General features: G+C 30.8%; 15 protein-coding genes. 5 read left to right on the top strand and 10 right to left on the bottom strand.

Annotation, left to right across the window (positions count from 1 at the left end; all coding sequences use genetic code 11):
- Nucleotides 1–78: 78 nt before the first annotated feature.
- Nucleotides 79–696, bottom strand: coding sequence for an HAD family hydrolase (locus CLOCEL_RS04765; protein ID WP_010076440.1), 618 nt, complete (start codon nt 694–696; stop codon nt 79–81).
- A gap of 343 nt (nt 697–1039) precedes the next feature.
- On the opposite strand from CLOCEL_RS04765, the gene CLOCEL_RS04760 reads away from it, so the two are divergent.
- The 4 genes from CLOCEL_RS04760 to CLOCEL_RS04745 all read left to right on the top strand — a co-directional run bounded on the left by CLOCEL_RS04760 (nt 1040) and on the right by CLOCEL_RS04745 (nt 5330).
- Nucleotides 1040–1453: a hypothetical protein gene (locus CLOCEL_RS04760; RefSeq protein ID WP_010076441.1), complete on the top strand. Its 414-nt coding sequence runs from the start codon at nt 1040–1042 to the stop codon at nt 1451–1453.
- A gap of 333 nt (nt 1454–1786) precedes the next feature.
- Nucleotides 1787–3709, top strand: coding sequence for a sensor histidine kinase (locus CLOCEL_RS04755; protein ID WP_010076442.1), 1923 nt, complete (start codon nt 1787–1789; stop codon nt 3707–3709).
- A 142-nt stretch (nt 3710–3851) separates the two neighbouring features.
- Nucleotides 3852–4613: a LytR/AlgR family response regulator transcription factor gene (locus tag CLOCEL_RS04750; protein ID WP_010076443.1), complete on the top strand. Its 762-nt coding sequence runs from the start codon at nt 3852–3854 to the stop codon at nt 4611–4613.
- A gap of 42 nt (nt 4614–4655) precedes the next feature.
- On the top strand, nt 4656–5330 hold the full coding sequence (locus tag CLOCEL_RS04745; protein WP_013291629.1) for a hypothetical protein: 675 nt from the start codon (nt 4656–4658) through the stop codon (nt 5328–5330).
- Between the two features lie 214 nt (nt 5331–5544).
- Here the strand turns inward: CLOCEL_RS04745 and CLOCEL_RS04740 are convergent, their stop codons facing one another.
- The 5 genes from CLOCEL_RS04740 to CLOCEL_RS04720 all read right to left on the bottom strand — a co-directional run bounded on the left by CLOCEL_RS04740 (nt 5545) and on the right by CLOCEL_RS04720 (nt 11176).
- On the bottom strand, nt 5545–6678 hold the full coding sequence (locus tag CLOCEL_RS04740; RefSeq protein ID WP_010076445.1) for a metallophosphoesterase: 1134 nt from the start codon (nt 6676–6678) through the stop codon (nt 5545–5547).
- Nucleotides 6679–6740: 62 nt separating this feature from the next.
- A complete protein-coding gene (locus CLOCEL_RS04735) occupies nt 6741–8063 on the bottom strand; it encodes a radical SAM/SPASM domain-containing protein (protein WP_242655221.1) in 1323 nt (440 codons plus the stop codon).
- Between the two features lie 83 nt (nt 8064–8146).
- A complete protein-coding gene (locus CLOCEL_RS04730; RefSeq protein ID WP_010076447.1) occupies nt 8147–9529 on the bottom strand; it encodes a radical SAM/SPASM domain-containing protein in 1383 nt (460 codons plus the stop codon).
- A 141-nt stretch (nt 9530–9670) separates the two neighbouring features.
- A complete protein-coding gene (locus CLOCEL_RS04725) occupies nt 9671–9877 on the bottom strand; it encodes a hypothetical protein (RefSeq protein ID WP_010076448.1) in 207 nt (68 codons plus the stop codon).
- A 39-nt stretch (nt 9878–9916) separates the two neighbouring features.
- Nucleotides 9917–11176: a S8 family serine peptidase gene (locus CLOCEL_RS04720; RefSeq protein WP_010076449.1), complete on the bottom strand. Its 1260-nt coding sequence runs from the start codon at nt 11174–11176 to the stop codon at nt 9917–9919.
- Nucleotides 11177–11684: 508 nt separating this feature from the next.
- Here CLOCEL_RS04720 and CLOCEL_RS04715 point away from each other — a divergent pair.
- Nucleotides 11685–12290: a DedA family protein gene (locus CLOCEL_RS04715; RefSeq protein ID WP_010076451.1), complete on the top strand. Its 606-nt coding sequence runs from the start codon at nt 11685–11687 to the stop codon at nt 12288–12290.
- Nucleotides 12291–12468: 178 nt separating this feature from the next.
- Here the strand turns inward: CLOCEL_RS04715 and CLOCEL_RS04710 are convergent, their stop codons facing one another.
- The 4 genes from CLOCEL_RS04710 to tnpA all read right to left on the bottom strand — a co-directional run bounded on the left by CLOCEL_RS04710 (nt 12469) and on the right by tnpA (nt 14757).
- On the bottom strand, nt 12469–12951 hold the full coding sequence (locus CLOCEL_RS04710) for a flavodoxin family protein (protein WP_010076452.1): 483 nt from the start codon (nt 12949–12951) through the stop codon (nt 12469–12471).
- A gap of 20 nt (nt 12952–12971) precedes the next feature.
- Nucleotides 12972–13697 carry a DUF2812 domain-containing protein gene (locus CLOCEL_RS04705; protein WP_010076453.1) on the bottom strand — a complete coding sequence of 242 codons (726 nt, stop codon included), beginning with the start codon at nt 13695–13697 and terminating at the stop codon, nt 12972–12974.
- Nucleotides 13687–14034 (bottom strand): PadR family transcriptional regulator, encoded by a 348-nt coding sequence (locus tag CLOCEL_RS04700; protein ID WP_010076454.1) that lies wholly within the window; start codon nt 14032–14034, stop codon nt 13687–13689. Before CLOCEL_RS04700 ends, CLOCEL_RS04705 begins: the two co-directional genes overlap by 11 nt.
- A 249-nt stretch (nt 14035–14283) precedes the next feature.
- Nucleotides 14284–14757, bottom strand: coding sequence for an IS200/IS605 family transposase (gene tnpA, locus CLOCEL_RS04695; RefSeq protein ID WP_013291570.1), 474 nt, complete (start codon nt 14755–14757; stop codon nt 14284–14286).
- Between the last annotated feature and the right edge of the window lie 47 nt (nt 14758–14804).

Genomic DNA, 14804 nt, shown 5'->3' with positions numbered 1-14804 from the left:
AAATATAATATAATTCTGATCATCTTATTAATAAGCGACTTCCGATAAGATACTGACTTAAAATTAATGCAATGTTTTTTATAGCTTCAACAATTCTCCTATATTATCAATAGCCATATAGAAATTTTCAACGTTACCAAAACCATACCTTGCAAAAATAAATGGTACTTCTGCAAGAACAGTAGCTTCATAGTCTCCTTGAGTATCTCCAACATACACTACTTCGTCCAAATTATTTCTTTCAACAACAAGCTTGATGTTTTCCCCTTTGCATCTGCCTGTATTTCCGAAACATTCGTAGTCTTCTATATATTCTTTAATGCCTATCTTGTCCATAAATAATTCAATATAACCACATTGACAATTGCTAACTATAAACAAGCGGTATTTCTTTGAAAGTTCTATGATAGTTTCTTTTACACCTGGAAACAATAGGTTGTCCTCATTTTTTAGCAAATCCTCATGCTCATACTTACAACAAAGCTCTAATAATTGTTCCTTTTGTTCTGGGCTAGCATCTGGAAATAAATCGTCTGCTATAACATTCATTGGCTTTCCAAACTCTTTTTTTAGCATATCTGCAGTTAAATTTGGCTCTGCCACACCAACTTCAGAAACTGCTTTATTCCATGACTTAGCTACACTTCCTGTGGTATCCCATAAGGTACCATCAACATCAAATATTATGTTTTTCATACTGAAAACCTACTTTCCTCTATATCTAGTTATAAGAGTTTTCTAACTCTTACTATGATTTATTTCTTACTTATGAAAGTATCATATAAGATAATATTCCTACGGTCAATACTTGTGATTAATTATTAAAAATAGATAGCTTCTATAAATAGGAATTCTAACTCCAACACTATTTCACAAAAAATTTTATAGAAACACTTTTGCATTTCAACTAAGATTTATGGTATTTTAACTAGTATTTTTGTTATTTTATACCCAACTCAATTCATCTTGAATTATTTTCCAGTAACATTAAATAAGTCATCCAAATGATAATTTTAAATAAATAAAAGGAGAATTAATTATGTCTCAAGCTACTATTATCGATACTAAGTCAGAAACTCACAATTATGACTTAGTATTTACTCATGAATCTGTAACTACCACACTGTCTATTTCTTATACAGGAGATGATAATTTTGGAATTATTTATAATTCAGAGTTTTCAGGAATAAAGAATGGTCATGTTCAAGGAGGTCCAATTCCAGTTTCCCAAAATACTCAAATCAAAGTTCACGACAATCCAGATGTAATTGTTACAATTACTCAATTTAATCTGGACTTGCAAAACCATCATATATCCCTTCATATACGTATAGATGTAGATATTCCAGTCATAGGCAAAAAAAACATCTTTGATCAAACACTCGGTGGATATTACAACCCTTCTGTTTTTGGTTGGAAAGCTATTATATCAGAATTCAAAACAAAATCATAAAATAATCCCGAAAATGATATAAGAAAATAATTGTCGTTAACTTATTACAAGAAAAGTATGGAGGTGAAATATATTTATATATGTATCTCCATATTTTCATTATTGGAATTGTTTTTAAACCTCTAAAAATTTTATATTACATAGTATAGATAACAACTGTAAAGTTTCTCATCTGAATTTTCTCATTTATATCTAATTAATTTATAGTGCTTAATTTACTCATTGGGACTCTCATTGCCAACACCTCTATTTTGTTGTAAGATACTATTGAATACATTTAATAACATTAATGTATTTTTACACAAAATAATATATAATCTCATGAGGATAAAAATGTTACTATACTCAAAAATTCATTATCTACTATATGAAAAAAACAAATTTCTTGTTTTAAAAACAACTTTATCAATATTTATTATAGTCCTAATGTCTGTTGTTTTTTCAGGATGCACTGAACATCAATCAACAGATAAAAAACCGCCCAAAGCTATTAATGGTAAATTTGAACTTTCGGACTGGGACTTTCAAAAGGAGGGAGCTATTTTATTAAATGGTCAGTGGGAATTTTACTGGAATAAACTGCTTTATCCTGAAGATTTTAATCAATCAACTGTTTCCCATAAAAATCATATTGTGGCAGTTCCTACTTCATGGAGAAACTACCAAATCGAAGACAAAAAACTTCCCAATGAAGGATATGCCACCTACAGACTCTTAGTTGATCTTGACTATATTCCCCAAGACCTAGCCATTAATACTAAAGCCTTTATTTCAACCTGCAGAATATGGGTGGACAATAAAGAGATTTTTCAAACAGGTGTTGTCAGTGATAACCCTAATACTTCTAAAGATCGTTTCAAACCTCAGCTAATAACAATTCATCCTCAAAACAAACAATTTTATATAACAGTTCAAATTTCGAATTTCGGCTGCGCATATGGGGGATTTGTAACTGGTTTGGAGCTTGGAAATATACATTTACTTAATAATGAAAACAACAAACAAGCATATGTTGATATGTTTCTTTTTGGAAGCATTCTTATAATGGGACTCTACCATATAACGCTCTACCTTCTAAGAAGAAAAGATTGTTCTACACTGTATTTTGGAATTATCTGCTTATTAATAGCAATAAGGACTTTATTAATGGGACAAATGTTACTTTATTCATTTCTACCTTCTGTTCCATTACATATATTTCTTAAATTATCGATGATAACTCTATATCTAGCTCTTACTTTTTTTGTTATGTTTATCCATATAGTTTTCCCATTGGATACCCCAAGATGGTTCGTGAGATTTTCACAAGCTATAGGGCTATTCTTTTTTACAACAGCTATAATTTTTACCGAAAAACTTGGTAACTTATTTATTGTGCCTTATGAAATAATAAGCGTATTTATATTAATCGTACTGCTTTCTGTTCTTATTAAGGCATTTTTAAAGAAAAGGGAATCCTCAATTCTTGTGCTTAGTGCAGTGTTATTTATTATATTAATCGCTATTAATGATATCTTAAATAGCTATGGGGTTATTTCCACTGGATTTTTTATTCCTTTTGGAGTTTTTATCTTTATCTTTGTCCAATCCTTTATGCTTTCAAGGAAATTTGCAAAAGCTTTCTTTCATGAAGAGCAATTGCTAAAATCAGAACTTAGAATGCTTCAGGCGCAGATTAAGCCCCACTTTCTATTTAATACTCTCAATACAATCATATGTGTGTGCAGAGAATCCTCTGAAAAAGCTGAAGAACTGCTTCTTAACTTAAGTAATTACTTGAGATGTGGCTTCAGTTTTAAAAATGATGATGAATTTGCTGACTTAGAAACAGAATTGCTCCATGTAAAATCTTATTTACATATAGAAAAGGCTCGTTTCTTAGATAAACTTAACATAATATTTGATATTGACACCAATATACATTGCAAAGTTCCTGCATATATCATTCAACCAATTGTAGAAAACTCAGTAAGACATGGAATACTGCCCTGTAAAGATGGAGGCACTGTAAGACTCACAGTTAAAAAAAATAATAACATGCTTATTATTATCGTTGAGGATGATGGAGTAGGAATGACTGAAGAAAAATTAACTGCCTTACTTAACAGTTCAGATAAGAAAGCAGGAATAGGTATCTCAAATATTCAGAACCGTATACAAAGGATTTACGGCAAATCCATTAAAATAAAAAGTACCAAGGGAATAGGTACCATTGTAACCTTAGAATTACCTTTAAGTGATGCTCTAAATCTTTGATTTAGCCAACAGAACTTACTCCTCCGAGGAATCGAGGAGGAGTTACCTTTGATAAATAAAACAGAAAGCTTAAATAAATAAGAATCCTATCGTGGAGTACCATAAAAAAGTCAGGCTTAGATAAAGGGAGGAAATAAAATACATGAGAGTAATACTTGTAGACGATGAATTAGCAAGTCTTAATAACCTTAAATACTACTTATCAAAAGAAGAGGATATTGAAATTATAGGAATGTACCAAGACTCATTGGAAGCTATCAAGAAAATTATTACTGACAAACCTGATGCAGTTTTTCTTGACATCTCCATGCCTGAAATTGACGGGTTATCTTGTGCAGCAGAAATCTTATCCCATGACGAGGAAATGAAAATTGTTTTTGTTACTGCCTATGACGACTATGCGATAAAAGCCTTCGAGTTAAGTGCTATCGACTATATACTAAAGCCTATCGATCCACAAAGAATAAAAGCAACAATTAAAAGACTAAGTAAGTTTTCTGTTGACCAAACTACCAAGGAAAAATTTAAAAAAAATCAATTTATAAAAGAAAAAGCTATGAAAACTAATATTTCAAAGCTACCTCTATGGGAAAATGATAGAATCTTTCTTTGCGATATTGAAGATATAAGCTTTATTTTTTCAGAATGTGGTTATGTGAAAATTAACACCTGTAAAGGAAAGACTTACACTAGCAAAGAAACTCTTAATTATTATGAGGATAGATTAAATGAACTTAGTTTCTTTCGCTGTCACAAAAGCTTCATCGTGAATACTAAAAAGATAGCTGAAATTATTCCTTGGTTCAATAGCACCTTTAAGTTAATAATGGATGGAGATTCCAACTCTGATATAACTGTAAGCAGAAGTTATATGACTAGTTTTAAAAGCCTCTTTGGTTTGTAATTCTTATTAACAAAAATATTTAAATTTAAAAGGAGTGTAAAAATGACAAATATAAAGACACCAAGTTCTATAAATGTAATTTTTAATCCAAAGTTTCAAAATAATACGCTAAGTTCTACAGAAATATACATAACAACCCCTGATAATACCTCTAACATTAAATTTTCCTTAGACATCAACAATAAAATCAAAAATCTTTCCGAATGCCTGCCACAAGTATCTGGTGAAATATATTTAGATAATCATATGTCAAAAATTATTATAGATACTAATTTAAGCTTTGGACAAGGTTTTGAAGATTGCTGGATTGAAATAGTACCTTATGAGCCCTTAATGTTTGCTATCAAACTTTCTTCTTCTAATGCTCTTGCAATTAATAACACTAGTCCTATATTTGGCTGCGAGTATCCGTTCTCAGTATCTTCTGTAAGTTCTGGAGACACCAAAGAATTATCTGCAAGTTCTAGAGTCACTAAAGAATTATCTATTAATGAGGACGGAGCTACTTTTAAAGTAACAAATCTCGACACTAATCCAACTTTTAGTGTTACACACATTAAAGCTTCTAGTTCCCAATTTTACTTTAATGGAACCACAAGCTTTAATAAAAAAAGTTCTTATATAGACGGAAAGTTTATATCTGTATATAAAGATGCACAAGGCAATGAAAGTAAAAAAACTGCATTTACTCTTTATGTAGAGAGTATCATTAAATAACTTTCCCTATTAAGTATGCTCATTTAATTCTTTCAATGATCTTGTATAACTGTTCCAATAAATGAACTACCTTTATTTCAACTACAGTATATAACTTTGTGTAGAAACATTATTGGAACTTATATACTTTCTTCTATACAATCTACGCACTGTCCTAAAACTATAATCTGTAAGTTATCCGTAAAGACGTTAAGTAATTTATTATAATCTAATCTCAAATAGTAGCTTCTGTTAACGTTGATATACTTGTGCCTGGATAATTAACTTTCTTTAACCTAACTGTAAATGTTGAACCATTTTGTTCAACTTCAGTAAATGTCATTACCATACCAGTACTTATGTCTGGAATTGCTGGACACATAAAACCTGAATTGACGTAAATAGTCTTACCATTAAATAATGTATAGTGACTTTGAAGTCTATCTACATGCGTATGTCCCATTACTACAACTCTATTTTTAATTCCTTTATAACTACTATTACATAAATTTTCACCATTATTGTCTAAAGAGTTGTCCGCATCAACTACAAGTAAGCTAGTTAAGTCTTGCTGATTTTTCAAAATATCAGGATACATCTTTGCAACATCTGCTGCATTTATTACTGTACCATCAGGCATTGTAAAAACTAATTTAGTCATATCCGGACACTTAACTAAATTTGAAAGGGTTGACATTATCACATTTGCAAAATTACTATAATCTCCAGAATAATTTGACACTATTGCCTTCAAAATACTGGACATATCAGGGTTTCCTTGACCAGGTAGTTGAGCTGCATTCTGATTACCAGCCTCTTGCAATTTTTGTTGACAATACAAAGCTGAAACTCTTGAAACAAAATAACCTATAGGTAACGGCTTGTACAGATTTTTGTCACCGAGATCAGGTTTACAAAGTAAATCAAAGTAATGACCATGCTCAGCATAAATGCCATTTACCCCATAAGCTTCATCCAAACATACTACTTGTTTGTTTTTCTTACTATGAAGCTTTATATAATTATTTAATTCATTGAAATCTATAGTCATATCATGATTTCCACGAACATAATATAAGTCTCCTTTTATACTATCCATACAAGTAATAAAATCTCCATCATCCTGCACAGTAAACACTTCGAGATTATTATTTATGATTTCAGTTACTGTAGCTGAAATTTGAGGTTCAGGCGGATACATCCATGAATCAAACCAATCTCCAAGAATAACAACATCTTGTATTTGCTGTGCATTTGCTTGTATGTATTGTAAAATAGCTTTAAGGTATACTTGATGAACAGATTTCTGATACCAGTTTTCTGGAATATTTTCACCTATATGAACATCGCTTAAAAAAATATATTTCATTTTTGTCTCCTTATTATTAAATAAATTATTATTCTAATTTAATTGAAACTTAGTAATAAAAGCTAACTATAAATACTTCTATAAGCATTATTCGAGATATTAGCTTTCCAACATCTTGGATCAACTGAATATGAATTATCAGAATATATTAATGAACACATAAAACAACCTGTTTTACACCCTTCTAAATACTCACAACTTTTGCAGGGTTCTTCAACTAATTTCATATTTACCTTTAATATATTATCAGGTAAATCAGAGTTCCATATATCTTTTATTTTTGTTGTTTTCACATTACCTAATATAAAATTAGGGGTCTTACCTAGAGTCTCACAAAGTGTTATATTCCCATTTGAAATAATCGTCAGTTTAGATTTTATTCCACCACATTTTACAATGTCAGTTGGTCCACTCCAGCACATTCCCTCAACAGAAGGTTCTAATATTTTAATTTTATTTCTCTTACTGTTTATCACTTTTTTCAAGTTATTTAAATCGTTTACTGAGGGCATGAGTTCTTTCCCATTTCGTGATATATGTGTAAGTATAAATGGCGCTAAATGTACGCAATCTACTTTATTTTCAATACAGAAATCTAACAATTCCTCAATATGCTTTATATTCACAGGCATTAAAACCACTTTTAACCTAATATAAATATTATTATCTTTTAATGCTTTTATTGCAGCTTTCACTTTAGGAAGATTACCTTTATAACCTATAATACTATCATATAATTCTTCATTTGCTGCCGACATACTTAAATGAACAAAGTCTATACCTGCTTCTGAAAGTTGTTTTGCAGTTTCTTCAGATATCAATGTACCATTAGTTGAAACTATTGGATATATACCATTATCTTTTGTTCGCTTTACTAACTTTATAAAGTCTGGATACATTAATGGTTCGCCACCAGAAAAAAGTATTGTTTCAACCCCTAAATCTGCAGCTTCGTCAATTACTTTAATCCAATCATTAAACGAAAGTTCATCTTCTATACGGCTTCCAGAACTATTACAACAATAAATACATTTATGATTACACACATATGAAAGGGATAGCACTAACTCCTCAGGACTTTCATATCTCACAGGATTATATTGCCACTTTGTAGAAGACTTTTTCAGAATCCTCATGGGATCACAGGATAAATCTGTTTGGATTTCATGTGGATAGAATGTTATATGTGAAGCGTATTCATCCAGAACAGCTTTTATACATTGTTCTGATTTTTCTAAATCAATCTCAAATGTACCTGAAAATATTTTAGTAATAGTTTCAATATCATATTTGCCGCTAAATAATTCAAAAATCAATGCTTTTTGTGTTGATATATATTCAGATCCACCATCTCTAAAATTAGATATCATATTATAATTATTCATAATATGAGTCCTTATATATCTAGCTCGCACTGGATAAAGGTGTCTTTCCCTAGAATTCACTTCAAATTTTATAATTGACATAACTATATCCTTTCATAAGTTGAATCCATAAAAAATTTATTAGAATAATTTCCTTTCCAACATCTTGGATCTATAGAGTATGGATTTTCACTGACAAGTAAAGATAAAGCATAACATCCTGTATGGCAATGATCTAAGTGTTCACAAGTTTTACAAGGTTCGTCTATAATATCTTTACTTGGATTAACAATATCACTAACTTTTTTAGAATTCCATATCTCCTCAAGTGTATTGTCTTTTACATTACCTGCTGTCATCTCAGGTACTTCGATGAGTTTTTCACATACACTTATATCACCATTCGGAAGAATATTTATAGAACGTCTAAATGCTCCACATACTACTATATTATCCTCACCAGACCAACATCTTTGAACTGTAGCTGCCTTAAGTATCATTTTCCCTGAGAGTTCTTTTATCTTTGTTTGTACTAAATCTTCTAAGTCAAGCTCTTGCTTTCTTGTCATAAAAAGTTCAGTACCTCCTCTGCCTGCATTGCTAAGATCAAATCTATCAAGTACTAATTGTTTCACACCTAATTCACTACATAAATCTATAAGATTACTTATATCACTATAATTGACAGGTGTAATTACCGACTTGATATATACATCTATCCCAGCACCTACAAGGAGTTTAATAGCATTAATTACTTTTGGATATGTTCCTTTTACAGTTGCCATTTTATCATGAATTTCTGGTGTACCAGCATCAAGACTAAATTGAACACATGGCAATCCTATTTCCTTAAATTGTTTTACCACATTTTCATCAACAAGACTTCCATTTGTGCATATGTATACAGACATTCCACTATCCGTAATAGCTCTTAGAATATCAAAAAATCCGGGATGTAACATTGGCTCTCCACCACTTACAGTACATTTTACTATTCCTAATTCCCTAGCTTGCTTTATTACCTCAAGCCATTCATTGGTATTTAACTGAACAGTTTTTGCCTCTCCTGAATTGTTGAAACAATATATACATCTAAAATTGCAGTTATGTGTTAGAATTATAGTCATCTCACCAGGGCTATCAAATCTGTTTTTAGAAGAATTTTCTGTAGTTTTAATATCATATAAAAATGTTTTTGGATCATATTTATGGTTACAAGCTGAAACCTTGTCCTTCCATATAATATATCTGTCGAGCTTATTAAAAATAGTATCAATATAGTCGCTTTTTTCTATACTAAAAACTGATGAAAATATATATTTCAGATTTTCAAGAGTATATTCACCTGTACAGAGAGATAAAGCGAATGCCTCGAATGGATGTATAACCGCTCCATTATCTGCAACTAAATCTACAACCCAACAACCTGAAGGCATTTTTTTTATTCTTACTGTATCTTTTAATAATGGATAATAATCCTCTCTCATATTTCCCTCCTACATTTATAAAATGAAAGTTACATTACGAATTTATTAATAGATTGTTTGACGGCTGAAAGCCGCCAAACATGTGTACATAGCATACAATTTATGATAGATTGTATGAGTACATAATGTAATAAAAAATTTCTACATGAATGGTGGAAGACTTACACATGTATTTTCACATGGTGGTATTGGTGGTACACCAGTACAAGTACCACAGCAACTCATAGGTTCAACATTATTTTCTATTACTTTTTTAATATCTTCATCTGAAGCTGAATCTTTTATTGAATCTAATTGATCTGCTGCACTACGTAGGTTTTTTATTAAATCATCTATATTCTTACTCATCTTTTTCACCTCCTTTCAAGTGGCTAAATAAGGTAAAAATTAGCTCTCTTTTGCCAATTCAAGAGCTTTTCCCAAGTCTAGTAATCCATGTCCTTGAAAATAATTATCCCTTTTCAAATCTTTGCATGATGAAATAATAATTTCTTTTACTTTACTTGGATTCCCAATTAATTGTGGATAGCTATGTAAAAGTTGAGCTACCGCACCTGAAACAAATGGTGTTGCACAACTTGTCCCACTTGCTGATATATAAGAATTATTAAGAAACGCTGAAGAAATACAGTCACCCGGCGCTACTAAATCTGGTTTTATCCTACCATCACCAGTAGGCCCTTTAGAGGAAAATACAGAAATCCCATACTTTTCAGGTTCAATTCTATAAGTTGAACCTACTGTAATTACTTTTTCTGCAGTACCCGGATCCGTCACAGAAATCATCTCATAATTTGCCCATATTTTGGGACTGATATCATCACCTGGTACCTCAAATGCCTGAGCTCCATAATTTCCTGCTGCCACACATACAACTACTCCTGAATCCACTAATCTATTGGCCTCTTCACAAATAGGACTATGTCCAGAATAAAATTCTTTAATTGAATTTGCTGCACCGAAACTTAAATTTGCACCATGTATAACTAATTCATTTGATTCACTGTTAATCTTCCTTATCTGTTCCATAGCTTTTATACAAAGACTAAGGGAACTTGACGAATTTTCACTAATTACTTTAAAATTATATAATTTACATTTAGGTGCAACCCCTGAAAAATGATTACTAGGATCCCAACCAGCAATTATTCCAGCTACATGTGTACCATGTTTACCTGTGGGTCCCTCTCCTGTAAGATCAATGTCTATTACATTTGAATATTTAAGCGCATCATGCATTTTATCAATTCCATCATCTAAAACAGCCCATGTTATATCATTACAAAATTCAGTTCCATCAAAAAGAAAAGCTGGCTCATTTATAGTTTTTAAAACTTCATAATCCATTTTTTCTACTTCTTTATCAATCCATACATTCCTAACCTCTGGAATATGTTCTAGTAAATTAATTTGTTCAGGTGTAAGTGATGCAAATACAAAATATTCTGTATTATCAATTGCTTCTATATTTATATCTGGTAAGCCTTTTATTGCCTTTACTAAATTCTCGATTTTATAATTATGAGATAAGCTAATAATGACCTTGCATAACTTGATTTCATCAATGGCATTATTGCTTAAATGATGCTTAACTTTATTGCTTAAATAATACTTAACTTCATTGGTAACTTTATTATTATTAATCATTATCATTCCACCTTTTTGATTAAATTAGATATTACTAACCAACTAAACTAACTGTTGTATGATATATAAATTTGCCTTTCACGTATAATTTTCGGACAAGGCTTATTCTAAGTTATATTAAATAATGTATATTCTTACCTTTCTTTCTCACATCTCTTTGATTGATCTGATACAATATTAACACCCAAAATAAGCAACATGTTCAAATTATTCTCAAGATACTAAAAACAGCATCTAACTTGCCATAAATGGCAACTGAAATGCTGAACCCTTTTAACAAAATTTGTAAAACAACTAAATCTATTGATAATTTATCCTTTAGCTGATATAGTTATATTTATCATATTAGGTCGTTTAATATACTTCCAGTTATATCTAAAGATAAAATTGCATAAGTCAATAGTATAGCCTCTATAATTAACTTTAAAGCTCCGTCATTTTCATAAAAAATGGCCATAATTTAATTATACGCTTCTATATAAACTATGCCAAAAGTGAGGATTGCATTATGGACAATTGGATTACAAATTTTATGGAGAACTACGGTTACTTCGGTACCTTTTTAATGATTTTACTGGAAAATGTTTTTCCACCTATTCCTTCTGAGATAGTTCTTACCTTTGGGGGATTCATGACCACAAATACACACATGACTATTCTAGGGGTAATTATCGCTGCCACTGCTGGCTCTGTAACTGGTGCTGCTATACTTTACAATATTGGCAAGTTACTTAATGTAAATAAATTAGAAAGGATAATTAGTCGCTATGGACATATTCTTAGAGTTAAGGTAAGCGACATTCATAAAGCCAATAGTTGGTTTAATCGCTATGGGAACAGAACTATATTTTTCTGCAGAATGATTCCCTTGGTCAGAAGCTTAATTTCAATCCCAGCTGGCATGTCAAATATGAGGTTTAGTGTTTTTCTAATATACACCACAGCAGGAACTCTTATTTGGAACACATTGCTGGTATATGCAGGAGCAATTCTTGGAGAGTCCTGGGAAGATGTGCTCCATTTTATGGACTTTTACTCAGATATCATTGCTTCGATTTTAGTAATATGCTTATGTCTTTATGTTGCAAGGAAGTTTGTAAAAAAAAGAACTTAACGATATTTTGATATTCCATAGATATATACTTTTTAGCCTACTCTTATAAACTTAAAAAGCTACTAATGGTTAACTCCACTACGATACTAAGGAAATAAAAACTACTGTTACTCATTACATTATTGAATAACAGTAGTTTTTATCTATATTGTAACTAATCACAACTAAATATACATTTTTATGAAAATGAAGATGCTTGTAGCGTTTGTTTTATTTTCATAGCAAATTGACGCGCTCTTTCAAAATCTTTATTATTTGGTCTTCCTTTATTTAAGCCTCTAAATAGGTATTTTGTAAAACTGTAATCCATAAAGCCTTTACAGCAAAAATGCCCAATTACATCAAAACCTTTTTCAATCAACATTTCATTAAGAGTTTTATGTGGAACTTCTAATGGAATAGTTGCTGTTGAAAAGATAAACGCTTTCTTATTATTTTGTTTATTAATACTGCTAACCAAATTTAATATACTCTCATGATGTTTTCCATTATATATACCCGAACCAAACCCAATCAAGTCATATCTAGATATACTTTCAATATCAAAATCCTTTGGTTCTATTACATCAGCCTCTAATATGTCACTAATTGCATTAGCAATTTTTATAGTATTTTTATGATGTACTGATGCACAAACTATTAAAGTTGCCTTATTGCCCATAACCATTCCCCTTAATTAATTTATAAAGACTTTTTATATTTCTTATAATACTTTACACTTAAAGCTATATAAATTATGCCTAAAGCCATGTAAAATATTCCAAAAACCTTTTTATAAATTAAATATAAGACTCCTAAAATACAAAGCATAAGCCCTGCGAATATATATAATTTCCATGAAATTTTATTATTTACTTTTGCACTTTTACACTTACCATATTTTTTTATTTCCTTAATCCTTGAGTTATATGCTATGTAAGGCATAAAGTTAAAAACAAACACAAACATATCAATTATTAGTAGTCCCAAGATAATTAAAAACATAGGTCTTATAGCTATTAAAGAAACAGCTAACAACGCTATTAATGCTATAGCTATTACTAAAGAAACAATGGTGCCTTTCTTTGTTAAGTTTCTCATGCTTTCATATTTATCTATTTCTGATGCACTATCACTATAAATAGGATTAGTCCCAGCCTTTGCTGAAAAAATATGCATGTAATTTTGTATAGAAACCACGGGACTCCATCCCGCTTCTTTAAATATAGTAAAGTACTCTTCATTTGCCTCTGATTGATAATCCAAGGTATATATTATATCCTGTGGCTTATCTTTTTTTAACTTATAGAAAAAACCGTATTTTATCTCTTCTAATATCCAACCTTTGCTGGCGTAATTTTTTAATTTCTCCATATCACTTTCTTCACTAAAGGCAAGGCCATTAATTATTAAATATTTATTGTCCATGAATATCCCCCTTTTCTAATTCAAAACAATTCTCAGCGAATTTCACCATCTGCTTTTTACGTTCAATCTCTTTTATGAGCATTTCTCGCCCTTTACCTGTTATTTTATATACCTTTTTATTTTCCTCTGCACTAGGGCTTAACTCCACTAACTCTGCTGATAAAAGCTTTTTCAGTGTTGTATAAAGTGATGCAGGTCCAATAGTAACTTCATTATTAGTAAACTTCTCAATAGTTTTCATAATTAGGTATCCATGCTTTTCTTCAATGACGCTAGATAGAATATAAAAAGCTGAATCCGTTAGTTCTCCAATATCAATAGAATCTTTCCTTGGCATAAAGTTCTCCTTCCAATTCCAAGTATATCATTAAATGATATATCCATAATTGAACTATATCATTTAATGATATAGTTGTCAAATTTTCTATCCCTCACTTTTTCTATTAACATTAATTGATAAAATCAGGACCACCCGTCAAACGGGTGGTTTGCTTTAGCCCTATAAGGGCATGTTACTGGCCGTGCTACTCGCACATTGAGCGGTTTGCCAACCGCATACCTTTACTGGCTGCACCTAAAAGGTGCTTTATTTTTTGCCTTTGTTTACTGATTCACCCGTAAACGGGTCAATAAATTCTTTCAAGCTCATTTGTTCATATGCTAAATCTTCCTGTATTTGATTCTTTATGTATTCTTCTATTATCTTTTTGTTTCTTCCAACTGTATCAACGTAATAGCCTTTACACCAAAATTGCCTATTCCCATATTTATATTTCAAATTTGCATGTCTGTCAAAAATCATCAATGAACTCTTACCTTTCAAATACCCCATAAACTGAGAGACACTTAACTTCGGAGGTATACTTACAAGCATATGTATATGATCCTTACATGCATTTGCTTCAATAATTTCTACTCCTTTATGTTCACATAACTTTCTAAGTATTACCCCTATATCCGCTTTTATTTTTCCATATATGATTTGTCTCCTATACTTTGGTGCGAAGACTATGTGATATTTACAATTCCATTTACTATGTGCTAAACTACTATTATCCATTACGGATATACCTCCTTTGTACTTTTGGTTGTGGTCGGAAAACCTAC

Source organism: Clostridium cellulovorans 743B, assembly GCF_000145275.1.
In the GTDB taxonomy this organism is placed as follows: domain Bacteria; phylum Bacillota; class Clostridia; order Clostridiales; family Clostridiaceae; genus Clostridium_K; species Clostridium_K cellulovorans.
This window is presented reverse-complemented; position numbering and strand designations above follow the sequence as displayed.

Excerpts from the sequence above, each read along its gene's own strand:
- CLOCEL_RS04700 (WP_010076454.1), bottom strand. The coding sequence starts at position 14,034 with ATGCCAAGGAAAGATTCTATTGATATTGGAGAACTAACGGATTCAGCT.
- CLOCEL_RS04735 (WP_242655221.1), bottom strand. The coding sequence starts at position 8,063 with ATGAATAATTATAATATGATATCTAATTTTAGAGATGGTGGATCTGAA.
- CLOCEL_RS04765 (WP_010076440.1), bottom strand. The coding sequence starts at position 696 with ATGAAAAACATAATATTTGATGTTGATGGTACCTTATGGGATACCACA.
- CLOCEL_RS04750 (WP_010076443.1), top strand. The coding sequence starts at position 3,852 with ATGAGAGTAATACTTGTAGACGATGAATTAGCAAGTCTTAATAACCTT.
- CLOCEL_RS04725 (WP_010076448.1), bottom strand. The coding sequence starts at position 9,877 with ATGAGTAAGAATATAGATGATTTAATAAAAAACCTACGTAGTGCAGCA.
- CLOCEL_RS04705 (WP_010076453.1), bottom strand. The coding sequence starts at position 13,697 with ATGGACAATAAATATTTAATAATTAATGGCCTTGCCTTTAGTGAAGAA.
- CLOCEL_RS04730 (WP_010076447.1), bottom strand. The coding sequence starts at position 9,529 with ATGAGAGAGGATTATTATCCATTATTAAAAGATACAGTAAGAATAAAA.
- CLOCEL_RS04710 (WP_010076452.1), bottom strand. The coding sequence starts at position 12,951 with ATGGGCAATAAGGCAACTTTAATAGTTTGTGCATCAGTACATCATAAA.
- CLOCEL_RS04740 (WP_010076445.1), bottom strand. The coding sequence starts at position 6,678 with ATGAAATATATTTTTTTAAGCGATGTTCATATAGGTGAAAATATTCCA.
- CLOCEL_RS04760 (WP_010076441.1), top strand. The coding sequence starts at position 1,040 with ATGTCTCAAGCTACTATTATCGATACTAAGTCAGAAACTCACAATTAT.
- CLOCEL_RS04745 (WP_013291629.1), top strand. The coding sequence starts at position 4,656 with ATGACAAATATAAAGACACCAAGTTCTATAAATGTAATTTTTAATCCA.
- CLOCEL_RS04715 (WP_010076451.1), top strand. The coding sequence starts at position 11,685 with ATGGACAATTGGATTACAAATTTTATGGAGAACTACGGTTACTTCGGT.
- CLOCEL_RS04720 (WP_010076449.1), bottom strand. The coding sequence starts at position 11,176 with ATGATTAATAATAATAAAGTTACCAATGAAGTTAAGTATTATTTAAGC.
- CLOCEL_RS04755 (WP_010076442.1), top strand. The coding sequence starts at position 1,787 with ATGTTACTATACTCAAAAATTCATTATCTACTATATGAAAAAAACAAA.
- tnpA (WP_013291570.1), bottom strand. The coding sequence starts at position 14,757 with ATGGATAATAGTAGTTTAGCACATAGTAAATGGAATTGTAAATATCAC.